Consider the following 23,197-nt stretch of genomic DNA (forward strand, 5'->3'; position numbering starts at 1 on the left):
AGATTCGTTGTGCAATAAAAAGGCAGATTTCTCTGCCTTAATACACAATATACACCCTTTGTGTTACTGTATATAACATCTTGCTGAGTGGCTTTCTTTTTAAATAGACTGTGAAGTTATTGGAGAAGCGCGGTAGAGGTATCTCCTCGCTCTCTGACCATTGCTAATGCTCGCTCTAAGTTTTTATTTGCCAGTTCATAGTAGGCAGGGTTCTTATCAATAGCCTGTTGTAGATAAGGAATCGCCTCGCCTGGTTTGCCTTGAAGGATCAAGAAGTAACCAACATTGTTGAGTGCTTCCGGCTCTGTCATGTGTCGACTAAAAATACTCAGCGCTTGTCGTGGTTGATCTTTTGCCAGTGCAATGAGACCCAAGTTATTGATTCCCTTTTCATCCCCCGGCTTAATGCTCAGCGCAGCTTGAGTAAAGTGCGCCGCTTTTGAATAAGCTTTTTCCATGTAGTAGGAATAGCCTAGGCTGACTAAAGCGTTGACGTTTCTTGAATCAATATCCAACGCTTTTCTAATTAATGCCTGCGCAATATCGTGGTCGCCACGAATGTCGTAAAGCACACCTAGACCGGAGTAAGCAGAAACCGGTGATTTATCATCATAGCGATACGTTGCAACGCTCCCAGCTGTAATATTGTCTTTGGTGATAATAGGGTCGCCATCCATACGAATTTGGTCAGCATTCAAAGCGCGGATGTAGTAACTCTTCCCGACATCCTTTTCGCCACGTTTCGTATACAGAGTGCCAAGTTCTGTGAGGGAACCAATGTGATCAGGGTTCTCTGCTAAAGATGCTCGAAATGATTTATCCGCAAGCTCTGAATTCTCTCTTGCCAAATGGATACGCCCCACGGTGTATAAGGTTTTGTCTTTATGGACCGCATTCGGGAAAGAGAGCGAGCGAATGTATTCATACAACGCTAAGTCGACATTTTTATTGCTTAATGCAATATCCCCTCGAGAGATTGCCTCCTCCTCTGTTTTTGGAGGTTCATCATTGGTGAGTGACTCAACGGGCTTACCTGAGTACAGCGTTGAATCGAAGTCTGATGACTGTTCAGTTGTTGAACATGCGGTAAGCACCAACAACGAGATGATGACGTATTTCTTAATCCACATAACGATCCCTATTTTGCTTTTTAATTAGAAAATGCCTCAGCCAATGAAATTAACGCAGGTCCAATAGCCACGATGAAAAAACATGGCCAAATAAACAGCACCATTGGAAACATCATTTTGACTGGGATTTTTGCAGCAATTTCTTCTGCTGCTTGTTGACGCTTATCCCTATAGTCTTCGGTATACTCACGCAAGGAGTTAACTAAGCTCCCACCTATTCGAGAGGCGTGACTAAGCATGCTCACCAGCCCCATCAATTCTTCTAACCCTGTCCTTAATACTAGCTCCCTTAAGGCTTCAGGCATTGGTTTACCCGCTTTAATTTTGTTGCACACCGTGTCGATTTCATCGGCAAGCTCTGGGTGAGAGATAACCAGCTCATCTGCAACGCGACGCAAAGCCGCATTAAAGCCAAGCCCTGATTCGGTACAAACCACCAGCAAATCGAGCATGTCGGGCACACCTGCACGAATCGCTTGCTGACGCTTGTTGACCATTCGGCGCAAAATAAAATCAGGAATCAGAAGCCCAATAAATACGGATAACGCCATGTAGGTGTACAGATATTTAGATTCCGGAATCGAGAAATACACCAGTGCTGCCACCATCACACCTAGTATTGTTGTGACCGATTTAATGGCATAAAACATCGACAATGCATTGCTTTCATGAAACCCAGCATGCATCAGTTTATTGCGTGTCGTTTGGCGCTCTTTTTCACTGGTTGGCGAAGTTAAAGGCGCTAACGACTCCAATGTGTCAGCCATTTTTTTGTTGTGGTGAGAGACTTCCTTTTTATCACCAGACAGTTCGGCTAACTTTCTTTTAATTGGCGAGTTGACCCCGATAATTATCGAGCCCAGCGTCATCACCACTAACACGGTGGTGATGAGGATCAACCCCATGAGTAACGTCTCTTGGCCGACAGCAAAACCGTTTAACCATCCTTGAATGCTTTCCATAGCTACACCTCAATATTGACGATTTTACGAATCCACAGCGTCCCGATAAATAAGGCCACCATCCCACCAATCACCATTTTGATCCCCATTGGGTGCGTATGAAGCAGCTCAATATACTCAGGCCGAACGAGTGAAATGATGACGTACAACCCAAAAGGCGCTAATACTAATACCCATGCCGACATTCGAGATTCCGCAGAAATGGTTTTGATTTTTCGAGCGAGTTTGAAACGAGCACGTAGGATATGAGAGAGCTTTTCAATGTTTTCGACTAAGTTACCACCCGTTTCTTTTTGCAGTAACACCGCACTCGAGAAAGCAAGCATGGATACCGTAGGGGTTCTTTCCGACATTTGCATAATCGCCAAGCGGAGGTCATAACCATAGTTGAGTAAGTTAAAGGTATTCATGAACTCAGGGCCAAGCGGCGCACTGACCTCTCTGCCTACTTCCCCAAACGCTTGTGTAATTGGCTGACCGGCCTGTAGTACTCGCTTAATGATATCGAGCGCCTCTGGCAGTTGCTCTTCGAACTTCATTAAACGATCTGCAATTCTTTTCTGTAGGTAGAAGTAAACCGACACCCAACAAGCGACAGCAACACCGGCACAGAGGTACCAAACTTGCCCGAATAAGAACAGAAATAGCCCAACCGCAACCCCGCCGAGGAAGGTGAGAAAAATAAACCGACTGAACCCCATGTGTATCCCAGCCAATTCCAATTTCTTCTTAAAGTTATCGAATAGGCTGAACCTCACAAGCCATCGCTCTAATGGAGAAAGGTTTTTGAGCGAGTTTTCCCTTAGTAGGGAAATACTCTCTTGATCGATGTGTTTATGGCTTTCGTGTATCCGCTTAATTAACTGCTTATGCTTAACCTTTTTACCCGCAGAAGGCAAAATTAACGCCTGGCTAATAAAGAATACGGACAAAAAAAGCAGCACAAGAAAAAGGGGGAATTGACTATCCATAGCAATCTCCTAACGGGCTTTTTCATTGAATATTTCAAATGGTACGTCTAAGCCTCGTTTTACTAATTGGTCATGACAGCTTGGTACAATCCCTGTTGCCATGTAATCACCTAACACATTGCCTTCTTGATCGACCCCTCTTCTTTGGAAGGTGAAGATCTCCGACATAGTGATAACGTCGCCTTCCATGCCATTGATTTCTTGTACGCTGACCATGCGGCGTTTACCGTCTTCTTGGCGATCCATTTGCACGACAATATTGATGGCGGAGGCAATCTGCGCTCTCAAGTTTTTGGTCGACACATTCCAACCCGCCATCGAGAACATATTCTCAATACGGCTCAACGCATCCCTTGGTGTGTTAGCGTGAATGGTGGCCAGCGACCCATCATGACCCGTGTTCATTGCCGATAACATATCCACCGCTTCTGAGCCACGAACCTCACCAACAACTATCCGGTCAGGACGCATACGTAGCGAGTTTTTCACTAAATCGCGCTGAGATATTTCACCTTTACCCTCGATATTAGAAGGACGTGTTTCTAAGCGGATAATATGTGGTTGTTGGAGTTGTAACTCTGCCGAATCCTCAATGGTCACAATACGTTGATCACTTGGAATGAAGCCCGACAAAATATTCAGCGTGGTTGTTTTACCAGAGCCTGTACCACCAGATATCAGGATATTCATTTCCCCCACGACCGCCGCATTGAGAAACTTCGCCATCTCTGGAGATAACGAACCAAGCTCTAATAGGTTATCCATATTCAAACGTTCAACTGCAAAACGTCGAATAGAAACGGAAGGGCCATCAATGGCAAGAGGAGGAATAATCGCATTGAAACGCGAACCGTCTTTGAGTCGAGCATCCACCATTGGTGAGGCTTCATCGATTCTTCGTCCAACCTGGCTAACAATGCGATCAATGATGTTGCGCAGATGGCGCTCATCTAAGAAGGTATGTGGCGTTTTCTCGAGCTTACCAAAACGTTCGACAAAGATATTTTTCGGACCATTGACCAAGATATCTGAGATCGTTGGGTCTTCAAGCAGCGGTTCCAGCGGCCCTAGACCAAACACTTCATCTTCAATTTGATGTATCACGCGATTGCGAGCTTCAGAGCTCAACGGGTGTGTTTGATCTTCAGCAATGAGCTGAACGACCGCTTCGCGTAACTCCTCTTTCGCGCGATCTTCTTGCAAGTGCGATAGAAGCCCGAGATCCAAGGTGTCCAGTAGCTTTTTGTGATAGTAGTGTTTGATCGAGAGATCTTGTTCTAGCTGTTTTTTCTGCTCCTCGATCGCTTTCATCTTGGCTTCAACAGGCGATAAAGCCCTTTGCTCATCTGACGTATCTTCGTCAGATTTTGCCAACTCGACATTCACAACTTTAGATTCTTTTGTTTCATCTACGGAATTGAAAGAACTCCCGACGCCTTTCCGTTTGAAAAACATAACTCCCCCTTACTAAGAAAATAGTTTTTTGATCCAACTTTGATTCTCTTTGGTCGGACTTTCTAATAAGTGCGATATTTCAGCCAAAGAAGCTTTCAGCGCACTATTTTTCTTAGATTGAACAATTGGGTTACCCAAATTAGCGCTCTCGATAGCAATAGCAAAATTATTAGGTACTAAATGTATCGCATGTCCACTAACTGCATTTTCAATGTCTTTCAAAGATATTGTTGATTTCTTTTCAAAACGATTAACAATCAGTTCAACCTGATGACTACTTAAACCATAGTCTAATTCTAAAGAACGTATGTAGCTGACAGCATGCTTAACCGAAGTAACATTCTGCTGCATAATTAAAAAGATATGCGTAGCCGGAGAAACAATTTGTTGATAAACATGCTCAACACCATGAGACAAATCCACAATAATATGTGAGTAAAACTGTCTCAGAATAGGTAATAACTTACTGACTTGAACTGCGTGTTTATGATTATCCTTGGTATCATTTTGGTTAAAGCACAAATAATTCAAACCTGAAGGATGTTGATATACGAGACCTTCTAGTGATAACTCATCCAAATCATTAACAGAATCAATCACATCATTAATATTGTATTTTGGCTTACAGTTTAAATAATCGGCCGCATCACTAAACTGCATATCTAAGTCAATGAGCAATACTTTACTCTTCGCGTAACTTGACAGTTCTATCGCGGTGTTGATCGCCAGTGTTGTTGCACCCGAACCACCTTTTGTATTGATAAATAAAGTTAAATCGCCCATTTGTTTATTGGCAATCTTTTCATCCGCGGTCGATTTTAATAGCGGATAAAGCTCACCAAGATCAACAGAACGCGACAAATAGTCTGTTGCACCAAGCCTCAATGCCATTTTGAGAGATGCCGTATCGTTTTCATCACCAAAGACAATCAAAGCGGTGTGATTATGCTGTAAGCTACTGTCACTAGAGTACACATGAGCCACTTTCTGCGCCCAACTTTCACCGGTTTCAATATAAATAAGATCGGGAATTTGCTTATTTTTAACAAAGTCTAAATTAAAAGACTCTAGCTCTATCCAATCAATATTTAGATTGACACATTCGGATAATTCATCAGCAATATTAATTTTAAAGTTTGACGTAGAATAAACTATCCAAACTATCAAGTTAGTTTTTAAACTTTTATGTATTTCATTATCCATTTTGACTGGTTTCAACATAAAGCTACTCCGCGGAACAATCCGAATAAACAGCTGGGTTATCAGCTTCAGGCTTTAATACACCTAAGCTTTCTGCCGGCAATACAGTTTCAAAAGCAGGCGTTTTTCCTACTGCACTAATAAGCGCAGCCAACACAAAAAACTTAAATTCATAATCAACTGCTCTTGCTTGAACATATTTTATTTTTGAAAACTGAGCATCTAACACTGTAGATGCTGCAGGTGGAGTACTCAAAAAATCCGACACATCAACAGTTGCACCTGTATCATCTAAATATTCGATTTGTAAATTATTAGCGGTAAAACCTGAAGGATATAGACTCTCCAAAGCTTGATGATTAGGTATTTCATCACGTTCAGAAATAAAACAAACCGTGGCAAGTCGTGCCGCTCGCCTGGTAATTTCGTTGACCATTTGCACTGAATAAAAGTAGATTGCAAACTCAATAATCATGAACAGTACTAACATTACCGCAAGTGCAATTAACGAAAACTCAACTTGGGTCAGTCCTTTCTGTTTCCTTATCCATTGTTTCATGGGCTAGTCCTCATTGACGCAGAAGAGCCAATACTGAAAGCCAAAGAGGTTCCGGTAAAAGGTAAGGTTGAGAAAATAGGCTCATAATTATAAGTAGCTGATATGGTGACAACCTTATTGGTGTCCGTTGGTTGAGTCACAATAATGTCAGCAGCTTCAATATAGTCGATTACTGGCGTACCAACGCCACTCGGCGTACCATAGATCACCACATTTTTAATATCAGATTCTTCAGCTATACCTTCAAAATCTAACGTGCCATAAGTATCAACCACGGCATACCGTGCGCCATTTTGCAACGCTTTGTTGACCTCTGTGTATTGAATAAAAGCTCGGCTCACGTCGATAACTAATACGGTCAGCATCAGTAGCACTGGCAATGCAAGAATAAACTCTATAATTGCCAGTCCTTTCTGGTTAGCCATCTTTTTCATCTGATGCTTTCTATTGGAGTACATCATATTAAGACCCTCCACTTGACGGGTCTTTGTATAGAACGATTTTGTATGGCCCAACTCCATCTTCATCCGGATCTACCCCAGACGACGCATTTTTTACCGTACAATCCTCTAGAAACTGACCGAATATTTCCGATTCATTCCCCTTGTTTTGCACTTCCTGAGTAACAAAAAAGCATCCTAGGCCCAGTACTTCTAAATCCATCTTGCCGCCTTGTTTTGGAGCTTCATCACAACGAACGATCGGCACTCGTAATACCCTTCTATCGGTTTTCCCATCCGCTCGGTAATATTGCGACTTGCACGCGCCAGGCCCACCCGTACAAGCGGCTAACCCTTCGACATAATCAGCATAATAAAACGCATCGTTATCAACGGCCGGGTCTTCCGCATCCTGATATTGTTGTTGGTAATTGTCGTATGTTACGTTGGACTCTTCGATGTACTTATCTGAAGTAATGCCTTCATCTGGCTTACCTCCATCAAATCTCGTATTTAGACCTTGAGCTACTGGTCCCGTACCTTTACCAGTCTCTGTTGTGACTAAATCACCGACTGTTATGCACTCCTCAGTATCCCCTGCCAGCATTTCTCTTACTGTATTTTTACCGGAACCAAAGTCTAAAAGGTGATAGTTACCCGAACCAATGCCACCATCCGTGTGCCCTGATGGTTTCAATACATGAATAGTGTCAGCATCTCGATCTTGTGCGCCATTGTAGTCTGGGTTTGAAGAAGGAATGTATCCCCACGCCAGATCAGCTGAGCTTACATCGCCACACATAGCAATAGGCGACACGTTACATGTAGTAATGCTTGGCGCACTTGGTCCTGCAACAGCACTCGCTGACACCCCTTTCCCTTTGTCGAGCCCAAACATGCCACTTAAATACTGTGTCAAAAGAACATTACTAACGGCAACACGAACATAGATGTCACTGTCACTGCCCAAAGAGAACTCTCCAGCTTCAACAAATGAGCCTTTAGCGTTCGAATTTGAGAAAGTTACATCTATGTTTTCCCCCGTGTAAACTAATTCTTGGTTACCATCAGACGCAGCAGAATGAGTCAGAGCATCATTCGCCGCCTGCGTCGCTAAACTAAGCCGCTCAGCCAAATCTGCCGCGTCGGTCCTTTCATCGACGACAACCGCAGCCGCTAATGCAGCGGAGTCGACCGCGTTTTGTAGTCTTGTTTTATTGAGTACTTGGTGATTCAAATCAATACCAAAGGCTGCAACACCAAGTAAAAATAATAAAACTAAACTAATTAATACCAAGGTAATCCCTTTCTGAGCTCTCCTTGGTGCTATATGCATATTCCTTCGCATAGCCCCTCCTAAGTGAACGTATCACTTAATCATTTTTGGCTACCCCATTGTTGTTATATACCTCTAAGCTAACTTGTGTGCGCTCACCACTACCTTCCGGTAAGTAGCCCAAATTCTCATACCAGGCTTCTGGATTCAGAGTTTGTTCAGCGCGCAGCTGGCTAACCGAGATACCAAGCTCGGGGTCATTCGCACAGCCAAACAAGCCGAATGATGTGAAACAAATGGTCATTATCATTATGCTTTTCATCTTGTTCTCCCACTTATAGACTGTGCCCAAACTTGCCCTCAGAGCCACCTTCTGACGAACCGTATTGAATAAAATTGTTGTTAGTATTTTCTTCACTGATGTCGTTTAGCTGGTACCTATCGAAATCCAACTCAGCACCTTTACCAAGCAAATAGAACTCCACATCGTTTGGAGCCACAAAGCCATCTGTTGGTAGCGTGATTCGACGTCGGTCAATTGGGGTTGCTAATCGAGGAGTAACCAGAATGACTAGTTCTGTTTCCCCAGAGGTAAATTCTTCACTCTTGAACAAGCGCCCCAAAACAGGTAAATCACTCGCTCCAGGTATGCCATCCGCGACATTACGTGCGTTTTCACTCAATAAGCCTGCAATACCAATGGTTTGGCCATCAGCCAGCTCAATCGTGGTGCCAGCACTTCGTTTGGTGATTGGCGGAATAAAGAACGTGGCATTCACTTCGTTTGGATTAAACGTCAGCACACCTGAGTTGGAGATTTCACTCACATTGACGTTCAATTTGAGGTTGATTCTCTTATCACTCAAAATAAACGGAACGAAGTCGAGTTGAACACCGTACTCTTTATAATCGATGGTAATACCATCTTCATTTGGTACTGGAATTGGGAATTCACCACCAGCGACAAACTCGGCTTGCGTACCACTTAATGCGGTAAGGCTAGGCTCTGCTAACACTTTCGCCACGCCATTTTGTTTCGCCACATCAAGCGCGAAGGTAAACAAGGTATTACTGTCGATAAACGACCCAAGAAAACCGAAATCTTCGACTGTTGGAACGTTCAAAATCGGTCCAATGCCATCAATACCGCCACCAGCAGTCGTACCACCCCAGGTAAAGTCTCCACTTCTTTGGAAAAAGTGGAAGTTTGAGTCAAAGCGTCTTACTAGTGTGCGCTGCACTTCGGCAACGGTCACTTCTAGCGTCACCTGTTGAGCCCCGCCAATAGAAAGTAGATTGATCACCATGCTGTCATCATCTTTAGAGCTGTCATCTTCTTCATCTGCCGCTTCACCTAAAGCGAAGGTTTCAGCAATTTTGACCGCAGTGTCCATATTCTGCTGACTGCTGACCAAGCCTCTAAGTACCACTTTTTCTTGCGCACTGTGCACCTCGATATTTTCATCCGGCAAGAACTGATAAAGCTTCGACTTAAGCGTGTTTAGATCATGCGTGACTTCCACGTTAAACTGCTCAATTAACCGGCCTCGGCGATCCCACACCGACACATTCGTGGTACCTAACTTCTTACCAATAAGAAACAGCTCGTTCGATCTGAGCACTAAAATATCCAAGACTTCTGGATCCCCTAATGTCACTTTCTTCGCTTGGCCGGATATCATCAATTGGGTTGATTGGTGATGCGCAACGGTCACGACTTTTCCTGACTGCACCGTGGCTGCGTTAACAGACAAGCTGACAAAAAGTAACTGGCTAACGAGTAATATTATTGTTTTCATAATTCACCTAATTGCTGACTCGGACACTGGATGCCTGAGATCCCTTAATAATGGTCACACTAGGTCGTGGCGTGTATTTTCTTGCTACAACAGGTTTATCCACTTCATGAGGGTTGCGTAGAGCAAGTTGAATGTCGCCTTTGCTGTTCGCCGATAGGAGCTTTTCAGCCTCTTTCGGTGTTACTTCTAAAGTCACCGCACGCACAATAACGGGTTTGTTATCATTGGTTTTGGCTGTTTGGTCGACCGCAAGGACGTTGATGTTTTTAAGCACCGTTTTTGTTGTGGCGTTTTTACCTTGTCCATAACTCACGGTATTCAATACATCGACCTTATTGCCCGGTAACAAGAACCCAGCCACACCGATAACGTCATTGACACGAATGGTGATTGCTCGTTTGTTTTCAGGGATTAAAGCAGCAAGTGTCGCGCCCTCACCGGGCAATGCAAGACGATTCGAGTTAACCAGCTCGCCCGCATAAATGGTATTGGCAACAATTCTTCCCAATGCCTGTTCTTGTACTTTTAGCGTTTCATCGTCTATCCAATCCACTTCCATGAGCTTAGTAGACAAATGTTTCTCAGATAGAATGGTCCCTGGCTCTAGTTCCATGGCGGCAACTAAAACTGGGTGTCTTTCGACCTCTTCTAACTCGACAGTTGGTTGGTTTCTGCCATCCATCCATTGTTTAGCTATCAAAACGGCGGCAAGGCCGAAAACAATGGAGAGCAACAGCAACATGATGACTTGAGTCCGACTCATAATTTAGATCTCCCTATTCATCCACTGTGAAGTACAGTCCCCAGGCACGGGTTAAAATGTCTGATGAGACGACCTTCTCTTTCCCTTCGAACACCAAAATATCGCGGCTAATACCGAGTAAGTCTTTTGGTAAACAAGGGTAGTTGGCGACATCATTGTCGCGATGTAACTGACTTAACGTATCGAAAAACTCAGGCACAAGCGTCATTTGGTAGTCTTTAGCAAGCGAAACCCAAAGCGCTTGATAATCTGTCAAACCAAGCGGTGTAAACTCGATCTTGTAACCCAAACGACGTAAAAAAGCGGGGTCTGCAATTTTGCTTGGTGCAAAGTTGGAGGAGAATGCCAGAGTGAGCATAAACGGCACCGTGACTTGTTGACCATTTGGCAAGGCTAGGTGGTCAAATAAGTACTCCATTGGAACGATCCATCTGTTTAGCAGGGCATCAACAGGCATTGACTGACGACCAAGGTCATCAATCACCAAGATTCCGTTGTTAGCCATCATTTGCAGTGGCGCAATCCATACACGATTATGCTCGCTATGGTTAACTTCCAACATATCCATCGTAAGTTCGCCACCGACTTGGATATTTGGTCTTTCACACAGAACCCAGCGTTTGTCGTAATGCGTTTCCAACTTAACGAATACTTGAGAATGGGAGTTGTCTAAACGACGGTGATGGTGCTCGGAAAAAACTTTGATGATGTTGCCATCAGCATAAATAGCGTAAGGAATGAAAACCGACGTACTCATCGCATTCAAAACACGCGCAGCCACGTAACTCTTACCAGTACCAGCGTGCCCGTATAGCAGCATTGCTCGACCTGAGTTAATCGCCGGGCCAAGCACTGGAATTAAATGCTCGGAGCCAAATACATCGGACAACGCACGCTCCACATCAGCGCGCATGATCGGGTTTTTACGCAGATCTTGCCCTTCCACAACCGTCCAATAATCTTCCAACGACACAGGAACTGGGCCAATGTAGGGATCTTTTCGATAAGCAATATCCGCCTCAGCCAAACCAAATTCGGTAAGGCTATAGCGAACATTAGAATACGAATGACTTAGTTTGTCTGACGCAGGCTGATACACCTCAACCCAACTGCGTTTTCTCAACTGCGCGAGTGCAAGCTCAACGATGTTTGAAACCACACACAAACGTTGAGTCAGTTCAACTAAATCACATTTGGGATAAGCAGCCAGATGTTTCAGAACTAGGTTTTCAACGACTGAAGCTGGGATCCCAAGACCTTCCACTGCGGAAGGCACCTTTGGTGGATTGATTTGTGGCACTAGTTTTTCCCAATACGCAGAGCCCATCATACTTCCCCTCTTGAAGTTGCCTAGTCAACTGATGCTGCATGCCATTTTTTATTATTATTTAATGGGTGTAGGAGAAATAAGCTAATCCAATTACGATTATCGGCGCGAAAGGAATGACTAACGGCTTATTAGACCTAAAGCCTGGTGTTACTTTTTCTAAGCAATACCCTTTTATCTGGTGTGATAGAGCAACACTAGTCGATGACACGTGTAACATTAGATAAAAAATGCCCACGATGCCTCCAGCAAGCATTATTCCAGTAGACGCTTCCCCAAGATTACTCAGACCGAGCCATGTTCCTACGACGGCGAGTAACTTGACGTCTCCTCCAGCCATTGCTTTGAACAGATACAGCGCGAAACACACTGCAAACGCAACCAGCCCACCATATAAATGATCCAAACCACTTGTGGCTGGGTTGTAAATTACGTTTGCAGTAACAGCAACCAAAAGCATAAGCACCGCTTTATTTGGTATTTTGTGTTTCTGAGCGTCTGAGACTCCAATCGCAATAAGCAATGACCAAATAATTAACTCAGTCTCAAGCATTAATCTTATTCACCAGCAGTATTAATATCGCTTGAGACTTCTACAAACTTGTCTGCGAGAATTCCCCAAAAGTCTGTGCTCAACATCGCTGCTACAATTAGTGCCGCACCTAAGATGTACTCCAAAAGTGTTAGCCCCTCTTCATCTTCCATGAAGTCCTTGATTAGATTGCGAAAGTTATCCATAAGATAGTCCCCTTTATTTAACCATATCTCGCTTGTCCATGACGCAGGTATCATATACACCCGAATCATGCTTAAACATTAGTCACCGAGAATTAGGGGGGTTAGGACTTTTTTGCCAAAGGTTGGTACTTTCTTGCCCACCTGTGCTTCAGAGCTAAAATGTATCAATAGTGAGACACCCCACTAAGATCTATGTGACATATTTCACACTTGCAGTATGACTATATAAGCCTAAGCTTAATAAACGAAAGGGTGAGGTCTCAAGCTCAAGGAATGAGGCTCGACTGACCTCAATACATACTAACGTTGGTGTAGTACGTACTGAGCGGGATTCATATGGATAGACTGACCAAAGCTTATTGGATTGGAGAGACTCTTTGCTCGCTGCCGGAATCACTTCGCTGTGAGTTTGATAAGAGCTTTGAGATTATGGACTGTAGCAAAGATATCTCTGTGCTTAGCGATAAAGAACACAGCTATTTCTTCTACTACATGACTTGCGATCATCGAGAGCACCTGAAAGGCGTCATCACGCTCTGTGAAAATCTCGACAAAAAACTGATCGTTATACATCCAACCGATATCGAGCCTCACTTACCGCCAAAGCATATTTGTGCGGAATATTATACGTTGAATGAAATCACCCTCCCGATTTGGCTATCACAGATAAAATTGAAATACTTTTTGCACAGCAAGGTCGACGAAGAACAAATTTCGGTCGATAAACTCTTTTCTCGAAGTGGAAAGTCGAATTTTTCTGACGTGGTTCATTACATCGCCAATAACGTCCATAAAGACCTAAGAGAAGAGGAAGCTGCTGCGCTTTGTCACTACTCACCGAACTACTTTTCCAAAGTATTTCATCGCAAAGTTGGTATGTGCTTTCGTGATTATGTCACTGCGAAACGCATTTCATTAGCAAAGAAAATGCTCGTTGAAAATGAATCCATGAAAATTGCCTATATTGCTTATCAATGTGGATACCGAGATGTCTCTTACTTTTCTCGAATTTTTAAGAAAAAAACAGGCCTGTCCCCAGCGAATTATCGGCAACAGTTTTAGGCGCTATTAGTACCGACTTTAGGGGTAACTAACGCTATCCTCCCCACATATTTCATCAAAATGCATTCCCGTGTCGTTATTTAACATGCTAAAGTTAACAATGCGTTAACAATTATAAATACAACGAGAAGACATGGAGTCACTAAAAATGAATCAGCCGAATCTAAACAGCGCTGCTGGTTGCGCTCTCCCACCACCAAATGAAATGATTCTCAAATGGGCTCAAGAGCGCCCAAATGAGGTCTATCTAAAACAAATTATTAACCGACAATTTGTTGAATACACGTTCGCTGATGTTGCCGATCAAGCCTTAAAACTCGTCAGTGCACTACGCAACCTCGGAGTACAGCCTGGCGACAAAGTGGCGTTAGTGTCTAAAAACTGTGCAGAGTGGTTTATTTGCGATCTTGCGATGATGCTTGGCGATTATGTCAGTGTGCCAATCTTTCCTACCGCCGGCGCGGACACCATCGAATACTGTGTGACTCATAGTGAAAGTAAAGCGCTCATTGGCGGAAAACTCGATGATCCTAAAGCAACCCAGCAAGTCATTGATGCAATGCCGGAGATCATTAGTATCGCGCTCCCCTACGATACTGCGCCAAAATGTCAGTACGAATACCAAGCACTCATTGCCGATGCAATGCCAAGTGAAGAGCGTCCACAGCACTACGACTATAAGCTAATGTCTTTGGTGTATACCTCTGGCACGTCAGGATTACCGAAAGGTGCGATGCTGACCTACGGAGCGTTTAACTGGTCCGTACAACAACTGATAAACCATATCGGTATTCAAGAAAATGATCGTCTATTTTCTTACTTACCTTTGGCTCATATTACAGAGCGCGTCTACATTTTTGGCTCATCCATCATGGGTGGTGTACCAACAGCATTTCCAGAATCATTGGATACCTTTATCGAAGATGTAAAAATGCACCGCCCGACTCTGTTTATCTCAGTCCCGCGATTATGGACGCTATTCCAACAACGTATTCAAGACAAACTTCCACAGAAGAAGCTCAACATTCTATTGAAAATCCCATTCGTCAATTCTCTGATCAAGAAAAAGCTCGCAGAAGGATTGGGGTTGGATCAGGCTCGAGTATTAGGCTGTGGCTCTGCCCCGGTATCACCAGCACTGCTGGAATGGTACCACTCTGTAGGACTCAATATTACTGAAGCTTGGGGCATGACAGAATCATTTGCCTATAGCACGCTCAACTACCCATTTAGAGCTGACAAAATTGGTAGTGTCGGTAATGCTGGACCAGGTATTGAGTTAAAAATCGCTGACGATGATGAAATCATGGTACGTGGCAAAGGGCTATTTTCTGGCTACTACAAAAATGACATTGCCACCCAAGAGTCTTTTGATTCAGAGGGCTGGCTACACACAGGCGATATCGGCTCTATCGACTCAGATGGTTACCTAACCATTCAAGGCCGTAAAAAAGATAACTTTAAAACCGCCAAAGGTAAATTTGTCTCTCCGGTTCCTATCGAGAAAAAACTTTTCGAATACAGTCGCGTAGAGATGATGTGCCTCATCGGTTTAGGGCTACCAGCCCCGATTCTTTTGGTTGTTCCACATGATTTTCCTAACTTTGATCGGGAGCGGTACGCACGAACCACCCGCAAAGTCATTGCAAAAATGAATCAAGAACTCGCCTCTCATGAGCAAATCAAAGGCGTATTAATGATTAAAGAGCCTTGGAGCATTGAAAATGGCGTATTGACGCCAACACTCAAAATTAAACGTCATGTGCTTGAGCAAAAGTATCATGAAATTGGTCACAACTGGCCGAAAGGTGAATTGGTTGTGTGGGAAGAAGACTTATAGCCTTGTCTGCACTCCTCAATATCATTGGGGAGTGCAGTTTAATTCTGAGCTTGAATCAAACTCATAAACTACTCTCTCCAAAAAGGCTTCCTCACTTCACTATTAATTTCCTTTTCATCTAATCCAATATCGTCCCAAAGATGCTCTGGTAACTCTCTCAAGTGACGACGTGTCTTGTAGTTTCTTCTCCAACTAACAAGTTTAGAATAAATTAACTGTAATCCGGTCTGATGGTCAGCTAGTAAAGTGCGCTCACAAGTGTGTGTCATGTTTTCCATGTAACCAACTCCTATACTATAACAATGTTGACCACTTAATAATCAGCGACTAGGCTGATATCCTCAAACGATAGAATCTGCCATTGAGTTAAGGAAAACTAATGTGAAAGATCGAATGCCTCCCTTACAGGGCTTGTATTACTTCTTCGTTGCAGCAAAGGAAGGAAGCTTTAAAACAGCGGCAAAAGAATTGTTTGTTACGCCAGCTGCCATTAGTCAGCAAATTCGTCATCTTGAAGAGTTTTTAGGAACGGACTTATTTGTTCGCCAGCACAGAAAAATCGTGCTCACACCTGAGGGAGAGCTGCTGTTTACTCAGGCAGAAAGAGGGTTTGCTCATTTGCAGCAAGGGGTTAGATTGGTTAATCAAGATCCTAATCCTAACCACCTTTCGATATCAACACTCCCCTCTTTCGCTCACCATTGGTTAGTCCCGAAAATTACGGCTTTTCGTCAGCGTCACCCTGATATCGCCTTACTATTAGAACCAACCAATGATTTGGTGTCTTTTCAAGATAGTCAGATCGATTTGTGTGTCCGTTACGGTTTAGGAAAATACCCTAATTTAGAATCACAATGGCTGATGGATGAAGCTTTTTATCCTGCCTGTCATCCGGTATATCAGAAAGAGCACGGCATCTATCGCATTGAAGATTTAAGCAAAGCAGAGCTCATCGAAGACGTTTGGCCAGATCTGGACTGGAACATGTGGTTAGCGAGACTTGGTCATTCAGCGGCAAAGCCTGCTTTAAAATACAGTGGCTCACACTTAGTGTTAGAAGCTGCGTTATCACTACAAGGCGTAGCGCTCGTCAAACACAGTTTAGCTCATCAATATTTCCGTTCAGGCAAACTGGTCCGAATTGGTGATATAGCCATTAAACCCAAATTTGCGTATTACCTGTGCGCTCCAAAAGGCTACTTAAAGCGACCTAAAGCCCAATTGTTTGCACAATGGTTGAGAGAAGAAATAGAAACATTTGAAAAGTCAGTGATACCAGATTTTAAAACCATCGACCTCAATGTTAGTAATACTGGCTCAGCTTCAGAATAGTCGGTAAACAACACCAAAGACGTATATCAGCGAAACAAAAACGCGCTGTGTATAAGCGGTTAGATACAAAAAGCCCCGCACTAGGCGGGGCTTTCAAGTTATAGAGTTAACTTAAGAATTACTTCTTAGCGTTACGCTCTTTAACGTCAGCAATTACTTGCTCAGCAACGTTTGCTGGACATGGTGCGTAGTGTGAGAACTCCATAGAGAACTGACCACGACCAGAAGTCATTGTACGTAGAGTACCGATGTAACCAAACATTTCTGATAGAGGTACATCACCCTTGATACGTACGCCAGTAGACGCAGCTTGTTGGTCTTTGATCATACCACGACGACGGTTAAGGTCACCGATTACGTCACCAACGTGATCTTCTGGAGTGAACACGTCAACTTTCATGATTGGTTCAAGAAGTTGCGCGCCAGCTTTAGGCATAGACTGACGGAATGCGCCTTTAGCAGCGATTTCGTAAGCGATTGCTGAAGAGTCAACTGCGTGGAAACCACCGTCGAATAGTTCAACTTCAACGTCTAGAGTTGGGAAGCCAGCTAGAACACCGTGCTCCATCATTGACGCAAAGCCTTTCTCAACTGCAGGCCAGAATTCTTTAGGTACGTTACCACCAACAACTGTTGACTTGAACGTGAAGCCAGAGTTTGGCTCACCTGGTTTGATGCGGTAATCGATCTTACCGAACTGACCAGAACCACCAGACTGTTTCTTGTGCGTGTAGCTGTCTTCGATTGCTTGAGTGATAGTTTCACGGTAAGCAACCTGTGGAGCACCAACTTCTAGCTCAACGCCGTAAGTACGCTTAAGGATATCTACCTTGATGTCTAGGTGAAGTTCACCCATACCTTTCAGGATAGTTTCGCCTGAATCTTCATCAGTCTCAACTTGGAATGATGGATCTTCTGCAACCATTTTACCGATCGCGATACCCATCTTCTCAGAACCGCCTTTATCTTTAGGCTTAACTGCGATAGAGATTACTGGATCTGGGAAGATCATTGGCTCAAGAGTACATTCGTGCTTAGGATCACATAGAGTGTGACCAGTTTGAACGTTCTTCATACCAACTACAGCGATGATGTCACCAGCTTGTGCTGAATCGATCTCGTTACGCTCGTCTGCGTGCATCTCAACCATACGGCCGATACGCTCTGTTTTACCAGTTGCAGAGTTAAGTACTGTGTCACCTTTCTTCATCTTACCAGAGTAGATGCGGATAAAGGTTAGAGCACCAAAACGGTCGTCCATGATCTTAAATGCAAGCGCACGTAGTGGCTCGTCTGCAGATACAGTCGCAACTTCACCAGTTGGCTCACCAGTCTCTGAATCAGTTAGAGGCTGTGGATCAACTTCTGTTGGAGATGGTAGGTAATCAATTACCGCGTCAAGAATAAGTTGGATACCTTTGTTCTTGTACGCTGAACCACAGTAAGTTGGGAAGAATGCTAGATCACGAGTACCTTTACGGATACAACGTTTGATGTCTTCTAGAGATGGCTCTTCGCCTTCTTCTAGGTAAGCCATCATTAGATCTTCGTCTTGCTCTAGAGCAGTTTCGATTAGCATTTCACGGTATTCAGCAGCTTTTTCTACCATGTCTGCTGGAATATCTTGAACTTCGTAGTTCTCTGGCTGGCCAGACTCATCCCATACGTAAGCTTGTTGGCTTAGTACGTCTACAACACCTACGAAATCTTCTTCGATACCGATAGGTAGAGTCATAACTAGAGGTGTAGCACCTAGTACGTTTTGTACTTGATCTACAACTTTGTAGAAATCTGCGCCCATACGGTCTAGTTTGTTAACGAAGATCAGACGTGATACGTGTGATTCGTCAGCGTAACGCCAGTTAGTTTCTGACTGAGGCTCAACACCACCAGAACCACAGAATACACCGATACCACCGTCAAGTACTTTTAGAGAACGGTAAACTTCGATAGTGAAGTCAACGTGTCCAGGAGTATCGATGATGTTTAGACGGTGATCGTTCCAGAAACAAGTTGTTGCTGCAGACTGGATTGTGATACCACGTTCAGCTTCCTGCTCCATGAAGTCAGTTGTAGTTGAACCGTCGTGTGTATCACCGATCTTATGGATCTTACCAGTTAGCTTTAGGATACGCTCTGTAGAGGTAGTTTTACCCGCGTCTACGTGAGCAAAAATACCAATGTTTCTGTATTTTGATAAATCAGTCATTGTCTTACTCTGTTAATAAGGTATAAAGTGCGCGCAGAGTATATCACATTCTGTCAATACTGATACCCTTGCGTGCGGATGGAAGAAAAAAAATTTTAACGTGAAATTTCCGTCCCCAAAGCATAGTCAAACACAGCAATTTATGTACTTTATTCGCATTTTATTGAGGACGGATAGAACAGTTTGTGATTACACAAATACCATTCTTATGAGCATTACAGCTCGTCAAAAGCCTCTATAGCTTCCGACAATTTCTTAACGCCGTGAATTTGCATGCCAGGAATGCCGCCTTTCGGCATGTTGGCTGCAGGCACAATGGCTTTCTTGAAACCATGTTTGAACGCTTCATTCAAACGTTCTTGCCCACTTGGCACAGGACGGATTTCGCCTGCAAGCCCGACCTCCCCAAAAATAACCACATCTTTGGGTAGTGGACGGTCACGAAAACTCGATAAAAGCGCCATAACTAACGCAAGATCGGCACTCGTCTCCGTCACCTTAACACCGCCAACCACATTAACAAAGACATCTTGGTCTGCCATTTGTAAGCCACCATGCTTATGCAACACAGCGAGCAAAAGTGATAAACGGTTCTGCTCCAAACCGACCGCAACACGGCGAGGGTTTGCCAATTGGGAGTAATCCACCAACGCTTGAATCTCTACTAATAGAGGACGCGTACCTTCCCAAACCACCATAACAGAAGAACCTGATGTTTCTTCTTCACCACGAGAAAGGAAAATCGCGGATGGGTTACTCACTTCTTTCAACCCTTGGCCTGTCATTGCAAAAACACCGAGCTCATTCACAGCGCCAAAGCGGTTCTTATGACTACGCAATGTGCGAAAGCGGCTATCAGTACCACCATCAAGCAGCACTGAACAGTCTATAATGTGCTCAAGAACTTTAGGGCCCGCAAGGGTACCATCTTTTGTTACGTGACCAACAATAAATACCGCGACGTTATTCTGTTTTGCGTATCGTGTCAGAGCAGTCGCAGATTCACGTACTTGAGCAACACTGCCCGGTGACGATTGAACATCTGAAACGTGCATTACCTGAATCGAGTCAATCACCATAATGCGAGGTTGCTCTTTTTCGGCGATTTGGCAAATTTTGTCGACGTTTGTTTCCGATAACATCTTTAAGTGCTCTTTCGGCAAGCCCAGTCGAGAAGCTCGCATTGCTACCTGCTGCAACGATTCTTCACCTGTTACATAGAGCGTTGGCATTTGCGCAGACAAACTACACATGGTTTGCAGCAGCAAGGTGGATTTACCAGCGCCAGGGTTACCACCAATCAAAATAGCGGCGCCGGGTACAACGCCCCCACCTAATACGCGGTCAAGTTCTTTAAACCCGCTGGTGAAGCGTGGCACTTCCTGCAGATCAATTTCAGATAACGTTTGAACTGTAGCTTCTGTTGCGGAGCCCGCGTAGCCGGATAAACGTTCATTACGAGCAACCGTTGGCGATGCAGCGATACGGACTTCTGTTATCGTATTCCACGAACCACATGCGTTACACTGCCCCTGCCAACGGGGAAAATCCGCGCCACAATCATTACAAACATACGCTCGTTTTGCTTTCGCCATGATGCCTCGATTTTTTCTACAAATGTGACTAAGCACAGCCAAGTCAGACCTTAACTGAAATGAACTATTGATATACTTAAGTTTTACTTCGCTTAGCCGATACAATTTAAAGTAACGACATACTCTAACAGAAATAATGCAGCAATCTGAAATTCTCTCGATCGCAGAACGACTCATTCCCGTTTACGGTTCGGATGACTTTGACTTTGTCCTTGGCCAATTGACCGAGGAAGAGCCGCCTTCGGCCAAAATCTTAGTGAAAATGGAACTTAACCGCTTGATGGCTCCGTGCAAAAAAAGCATCGATCTGCGCGGTCGCGTCCAAGGTGAATGTCGCGAGTATATTTTGGATGGTATTCCACATTGGTTAGATGACGTTGCTTTCAACGCTTACCATAAAAACATCAAAAAGTTTGGCGGCTACACTGAGGGAATGTGGGAAGCTTTGGTCAACACACGGAATAACTTTCGCGTAATGAGCAAACGTCTTACTCAACAAAAAACGCAATCGTTAACGGATCCTAAAAGCCCTTTCTTAGCAGAGCCCGTTCACCTCGGCTATGACTTAAAGCGCCAAGAAAAGCGCTTGAAAGTCCAATCTCAAGTCGAGATTTGCCGATCTAAAGGGCAACTTCTGCATGGGTTAAGCATTGACTTATCCTGCTCTGGCGCAAAGTTCAAAGTCCCAAGTGCGTTTAAATATAACCTTGGGGAGATTATTCAGGTCACGTTTACTGAGTTTGCCAGCAAATCTCAGGTTGCCGGTATCGAGAAACCGCTGGCGTACCGCATACTTGCGGTCGATGACTGTTACGAGAATGACTCAGTTCGATACCTCAGAACCATACGTTTAACTGAAACCAATGTCGTTACTCGAGTGATCGATGAAGCGCTCAACAGCGCAGCTAAAAGAGCTCGTCACGATAATCAAGATAAGATCATTCGAGCTCGAACTCGTGGTTATGAGCACATCGCGCTCAAGCACACCAGCAGCTTACCCCTATTCTTTGATGGCAGTGAGCTGAAACTCGCTATGTTGACGCCAAACAATCAAAAGCTTTGGCAGTACTGGCATGATGAAAGGAACCAGCAAATGTTTGGGTCCTTATTTAATGAGAAGCGAGTCGCGTCACTCATTAAACCTGGCGTTAAAGGCACCACCAATGTCCTTTATTCATTTACTCACGAGCACGAAAACCGAACCTATTTCTATTCGATGCTTCGTCCTGAGGCCACTCGTGAACAACGCCAGCTATTTTGGCATTTAGGTGCTAAACGTGAAAGTTGGCGCGCGTTTAGAATTTCGATATTTGAACTGTCAGAGCAAGAACAGGAAGACTTAGCCGCTTTCTCTCCGGAGTTGGCTGAAACGTCCCAATCATTGACTCATATTGGCATCTTGCAAGAAATTGCTGACGAAAAATCAGGGCAGGATTATCTGCTCACTGAAAAGCCGCGCTTACCCGCGAATACGTTAAATGCATTTCGCCATCCGAGAAGAATTATAGGCAACCCGAAAGGCATTTATTTTGATGCCAAGTCTCGTCGTAAAGAGCCACGTTACCGATTTAAGACCCCAATAGAACTATGTTCTGGGCCCGTCACAGCGAGTGGCAGCACCGTCGATATTTCAAAGCGAGGGCTCGGCATTAAACTGGACGAACCTACTATGTTGCGCTCTGGGCAAGAGGTTCAGATCAACTTCCGAGAGTTACAACTCTACGACAAAAAGCTGCCTTTAACGTCGGTGCCATATCGGGTAATTCGTGTTAGTCCAGATGGCTGTAGCGTACAGCTAGTTATTGATGAAAGCAGCCACACCATTAAAGTGATCGCCTTTTTCAACAGCATTATCGAGCACAATCAAGATAAGTTGATCCCGCAAAAAGAGATGCTACCGAGTAATGCGTTACTTGAAAGACTGCACAGCATGTTGCTCTCTCGAACTCTGAGCACACCCATTTTTATCAGTAAAACAGCGTCGTCTTCAATCAAAACCCCCGTTATTGGGGTGAATTTGCCGCTACCTAAGCACATTGAGCTTTTTGCCCGCCTTGGACATGATCAACTGTTGTCACTTGAACCTATCTTTAAAGGTCGAACAAGCACATTAATCGCAGAGCCGATAAAGCGTGTAGAGGGAGCTCAAGCAAGGCATCAGGATATCTACATTAGCGCAGCCAAAGTCGGCAATAAAATTACAGGCATTGAGTCTAAGCTTCATCAAGAGTTCAATAGCGTAAAAGAACGGATTCAATTTATAAAGAAAGCGCGAATGATGGGTGACTTCTACGTGATTCGCTTATCTACAGCCCCAATTTTCGATCCGATGACATCGTTGCTGCAACAAGACTTAAGTGACTTAACCCAATTTGGCGTACATCAAGCGAGCAAATTAGAAAAGGAGCTGACCGCTTTGGTCGGTTACAGTGAGTTTGAAGACATTACGGAAGAGGTTGTAATTAGATTAGAGTTAACCGAGTAAATTTAGAGCCATACCAAGTCAACGAAAAACACCGCCAGAAAGGCGGTGTTTTTG

General features: G+C 44.1%; 21 protein-coding genes. 4 read left to right on the plus strand and 17 right to left on the minus strand.

Annotated features, from left to right (window positions below):
• Window positions 1-116 precede the first annotated feature (116 nt).
• The 14 genes from ACWYVB_RS11685 to ACWYVB_RS11750 all read right to left on the minus strand — a co-directional run bounded on the left by ACWYVB_RS11685 (window position 117) and on the right by ACWYVB_RS11750 (window position 12,620).
• Complete coding sequence (locus ACWYVB_RS11685; protein WP_074191742.1) at window positions 117-1,130, minus strand: tetratricopeptide repeat protein; 1,014 nt, start codon at window positions 1,128-1,130, stop codon at window positions 117-119.
• A 20-nt stretch (window positions 1,131-1,150) separates the two neighbouring features.
• Window positions 1,151-2,092, minus strand: a complete 942-nt coding sequence (locus tag ACWYVB_RS11690; RefSeq protein ID WP_047008928.1) for a type II secretion system F family protein — start codon at window positions 2,090-2,092, stop codon at window positions 1,151-1,153.
• A 2-nt stretch (window positions 2,093-2,094) separates the two neighbouring features.
• On the minus strand, window positions 2,095-3,063 hold the full coding sequence (locus tag ACWYVB_RS11695; RefSeq protein WP_006742394.1) for a type II secretion system F family protein: 969 nt from the start codon (window positions 3,061-3,063) through the stop codon (window positions 2,095-2,097).
• A gap of 9 nt (window positions 3,064-3,072) precedes the next feature.
• The gene (locus ACWYVB_RS11700) at window positions 3,073-4,518 is read right to left on the minus strand and encodes a CpaF family protein (protein ID WP_006742393.1); all 1,446 of its coding nucleotides are present in this window, start codon (window positions 4,516-4,518) and stop codon (window positions 3,073-3,075) included.
• A 12-nt stretch (window positions 4,519-4,530) separates the two neighbouring features.
• On the minus strand, window positions 4,531-5,739 hold the full coding sequence (locus ACWYVB_RS11705; RefSeq protein ID WP_395222233.1) for an AAA family ATPase: 1,209 nt from the start codon (window positions 5,737-5,739) through the stop codon (window positions 4,531-4,533).
• 4 nt (window positions 5,740-5,743) lie between these two features.
• The gene (locus tag ACWYVB_RS11710; protein WP_005386454.1) at window positions 5,744-6,277 is read right to left on the minus strand and encodes a TadE/TadG family type IV pilus assembly protein; all 534 of its coding nucleotides are present in this window, start codon (window positions 6,275-6,277) and stop codon (window positions 5,744-5,746) included.
• The gene (locus ACWYVB_RS11715; protein WP_031781046.1) at window positions 6,274-6,738 is read right to left on the minus strand and encodes a TadE/TadG family type IV pilus assembly protein; all 465 of its coding nucleotides are present in this window, start codon (window positions 6,736-6,738) and stop codon (window positions 6,274-6,276) included. Before ACWYVB_RS11715 ends, ACWYVB_RS11710 begins: the two co-directional genes overlap by 4 nt.
• A gap of 1 nt (window position 6,739) precedes the next feature.
• Window positions 6,740-8,065, minus strand: coding sequence for a pilus assembly protein TadG-related protein (locus ACWYVB_RS11720; RefSeq protein ID WP_285385488.1), 1,326 nt, complete (start codon window positions 8,063-8,065; stop codon window positions 6,740-6,742).
• A gap of 25 nt (window positions 8,066-8,090) precedes the next feature.
• Window positions 8,091-8,315, minus strand: coding sequence for a hypothetical protein (locus ACWYVB_RS11725; protein WP_395194723.1), 225 nt, complete (start codon window positions 8,313-8,315; stop codon window positions 8,091-8,093).
• A 13-nt stretch (window positions 8,316-8,328) separates the two neighbouring features.
• Window positions 8,329-9,792: a type II and III secretion system protein family protein gene (locus ACWYVB_RS11730; RefSeq protein ID WP_395194722.1), complete on the minus strand. Its 1,464-nt coding sequence runs from the start codon at window positions 9,790-9,792 to the stop codon at window positions 8,329-8,331.
• Between the two features lie 7 nt (window positions 9,793-9,799).
• Complete coding sequence (gene cpaB, locus ACWYVB_RS11735; protein ID WP_006742389.1) at window positions 9,800-10,555, minus strand: Flp pilus assembly protein CpaB; 756 nt, start codon at window positions 10,553-10,555, stop codon at window positions 9,800-9,802.
• A 13-nt stretch (window positions 10,556-10,568) separates the two neighbouring features.
• Window positions 10,569-11,882 (minus strand): AAA family ATPase, encoded by a 1,314-nt coding sequence (locus ACWYVB_RS11740; RefSeq protein WP_395194856.1) that lies wholly within the window; start codon window positions 11,880-11,882, stop codon window positions 10,569-10,571.
• 61 nt (window positions 11,883-11,943) lie between these two features.
• Window positions 11,944-12,435: an A24 family peptidase gene (locus tag ACWYVB_RS11745; RefSeq protein WP_395194721.1), complete on the minus strand. Its 492-nt coding sequence runs from the start codon at window positions 12,433-12,435 to the stop codon at window positions 11,944-11,946.
• 5 nt (window positions 12,436-12,440) lie between these two features.
• Complete coding sequence (locus ACWYVB_RS11750; protein ID WP_395222234.1) at window positions 12,441-12,620, minus strand: Flp family type IVb pilin; 180 nt, start codon at window positions 12,618-12,620, stop codon at window positions 12,441-12,443.
• 336 nt (window positions 12,621-12,956) lie between these two features.
• On the opposite strand from ACWYVB_RS11750, the gene ACWYVB_RS11755 reads away from it, so the two are divergent.
• Window positions 12,957-13,682, plus strand: a complete 726-nt coding sequence (locus ACWYVB_RS11755) for a helix-turn-helix domain-containing protein (protein ID WP_006742387.1) — start codon at window positions 12,957-12,959, stop codon at window positions 13,680-13,682.
• A 148-nt stretch (window positions 13,683-13,830) separates the two neighbouring features.
• Complete coding sequence (locus ACWYVB_RS11760; protein ID WP_395222272.1) at window positions 13,831-15,522, plus strand: AMP-binding protein; 1,692 nt, start codon at window positions 13,831-13,833, stop codon at window positions 15,520-15,522.
• Window positions 15,523-15,590: 68 nt separating this feature from the next.
• Here ACWYVB_RS11760 and ACWYVB_RS11765 read toward each other — a convergent pair whose 3' ends face one another.
• On the minus strand, window positions 15,591-15,800 hold the full coding sequence (locus tag ACWYVB_RS11765; RefSeq protein ID WP_395222235.1) for a DUF1127 domain-containing protein: 210 nt from the start codon (window positions 15,798-15,800) through the stop codon (window positions 15,591-15,593).
• 103 nt (window positions 15,801-15,903) lie between these two features.
• On the opposite strand from ACWYVB_RS11765, the gene ACWYVB_RS11770 reads away from it, so the two are divergent.
• Window positions 15,904-16,854, plus strand: coding sequence for a LysR substrate-binding domain-containing protein (locus ACWYVB_RS11770; protein ID WP_065645470.1), 951 nt, complete (start codon window positions 15,904-15,906; stop codon window positions 16,852-16,854).
• A gap of 118 nt (window positions 16,855-16,972) precedes the next feature.
• Here the strand turns inward: ACWYVB_RS11770 and fusA are convergent, their stop codons facing one another.
• On the minus strand, window positions 16,973-19,063 hold the full coding sequence (fusA, locus tag ACWYVB_RS11775; RefSeq protein ID WP_012841459.1) for an elongation factor G: 2,091 nt from the start codon (window positions 19,061-19,063) through the stop codon (window positions 16,973-16,975).
• Between the two features lie 215 nt (window positions 19,064-19,278).
• On the minus strand, window positions 19,279-20,658 hold the full coding sequence (radA, locus tag ACWYVB_RS11780) for a DNA repair protein RadA (protein WP_046875036.1): 1,380 nt from the start codon (window positions 20,656-20,658) through the stop codon (window positions 19,279-19,281).
• A gap of 136 nt (window positions 20,659-20,794) precedes the next feature.
• On the opposite strand from radA, the gene ACWYVB_RS11785 reads away from it, so the two are divergent.
• The gene (locus ACWYVB_RS11785; RefSeq protein ID WP_237312462.1) at window positions 20,795-23,143 is read left to right on the plus strand and encodes a PilZ domain-containing protein; all 2,349 of its coding nucleotides are present in this window, start codon (window positions 20,795-20,797) and stop codon (window positions 23,141-23,143) included.
• Window positions 23,144-23,197 lie beyond the last annotated feature (54 nt).

The sequence above is a fragment of the Vibrio sp. JZG10 genome, assembly GCF_054064075.1.

What these genes read in the sequence shown, in the direction of transcription:
- ACWYVB_RS11685 (WP_074191742.1), bottom strand. Translation starts at nt 1,130, where the DNA reads ATGTGGATTAAGAAATACGTCATCATCTCGTTGTTGGTGCTTACCGCA.
- ACWYVB_RS11690 (WP_047008928.1), bottom strand. Translation starts at nt 2,092, where the DNA reads ATGGAAAGCATTCAAGGATGGTTAAACGGTTTTGCTGTCGGCCAAGAG.
- ACWYVB_RS11695 (WP_006742394.1), bottom strand. Translation starts at nt 3,063, where the DNA reads ATGGATAGTCAATTCCCCCTTTTTCTTGTGCTGCTTTTTTTGTCCGTA.
- ACWYVB_RS11700 (WP_006742393.1), bottom strand. Translation starts at nt 4,518, where the DNA reads ATGTTTTTCAAACGGAAAGGCGTCGGGAGTTCTTTCAATTCCGTAGAT.
- ACWYVB_RS11705 (WP_395222233.1), bottom strand. Translation starts at nt 5,739, where the DNA reads ATGTTGAAACCAGTCAAAATGGATAATGAAATACATAAAAGTTTAAAA.
- ACWYVB_RS11710 (WP_005386454.1), bottom strand. Translation starts at nt 6,277, where the DNA reads ATGAAACAATGGATAAGGAAACAGAAAGGACTGACCCAAGTTGAGTTT.
- ACWYVB_RS11715 (WP_031781046.1), bottom strand. Translation starts at nt 6,738, where the DNA reads ATGATGTACTCCAATAGAAAGCATCAGATGAAAAAGATGGCTAACCAG.
- ACWYVB_RS11720 (WP_285385488.1), bottom strand. Translation starts at nt 8,065, where the DNA reads ATGCGAAGGAATATGCATATAGCACCAAGGAGAGCTCAGAAAGGGATT.
- ACWYVB_RS11725 (WP_395194723.1), bottom strand. Translation starts at nt 8,315, where the DNA reads ATGAAAAGCATAATGATAATGACCATTTGTTTCACATCATTCGGCTTG.
- ACWYVB_RS11730 (WP_395194722.1), bottom strand. Translation starts at nt 9,792, where the DNA reads ATGAAAACAATAATATTACTCGTTAGCCAGTTACTTTTTGTCAGCTTG.
- cpaB (WP_006742389.1), bottom strand. Translation starts at nt 10,555, where the DNA reads ATGAGTCGGACTCAAGTCATCATGTTGCTGTTGCTCTCCATTGTTTTC.
- ACWYVB_RS11740 (WP_395194856.1), bottom strand. Translation starts at nt 11,882, where the DNA reads ATGGGCTCTGCGTATTGGGAAAAACTAGTGCCACAAATCAATCCACCA.
- ACWYVB_RS11745 (WP_395194721.1), bottom strand. Translation starts at nt 12,435, where the DNA reads ATGCTTGAGACTGAGTTAATTATTTGGTCATTGCTTATTGCGATTGGA.
- ACWYVB_RS11750 (WP_395222234.1), bottom strand. Translation starts at nt 12,620, where the DNA reads ATGGATAACTTTCGCAATCTAATCAAGGACTTCATGGAAGATGAAGAG.
- ACWYVB_RS11755 (WP_006742387.1), top strand. Translation starts at nt 12,957, where the DNA reads ATGGATAGACTGACCAAAGCTTATTGGATTGGAGAGACTCTTTGCTCG.
- ACWYVB_RS11760 (WP_395222272.1), top strand. Translation starts at nt 13,831, where the DNA reads ATGAATCAGCCGAATCTAAACAGCGCTGCTGGTTGCGCTCTCCCACCA.
- ACWYVB_RS11765 (WP_395222235.1), bottom strand. Translation starts at nt 15,800, where the DNA reads ATGGAAAACATGACACACACTTGTGAGCGCACTTTACTAGCTGACCAT.
- fusA (WP_012841459.1), bottom strand. Translation starts at nt 19,063, where the DNA reads ATGACTGATTTATCAAAATACAGAAACATTGGTATTTTTGCTCACGTA.
- radA (WP_046875036.1), bottom strand. Translation starts at nt 20,658, where the DNA reads ATGGCGAAAGCAAAACGAGCGTATGTTTGTAATGATTGTGGCGCGGAT.
- ACWYVB_RS11785 (WP_237312462.1), top strand. Translation starts at nt 20,795, where the DNA reads ATGCAGCAATCTGAAATTCTCTCGATCGCAGAACGACTCATTCCCGTT.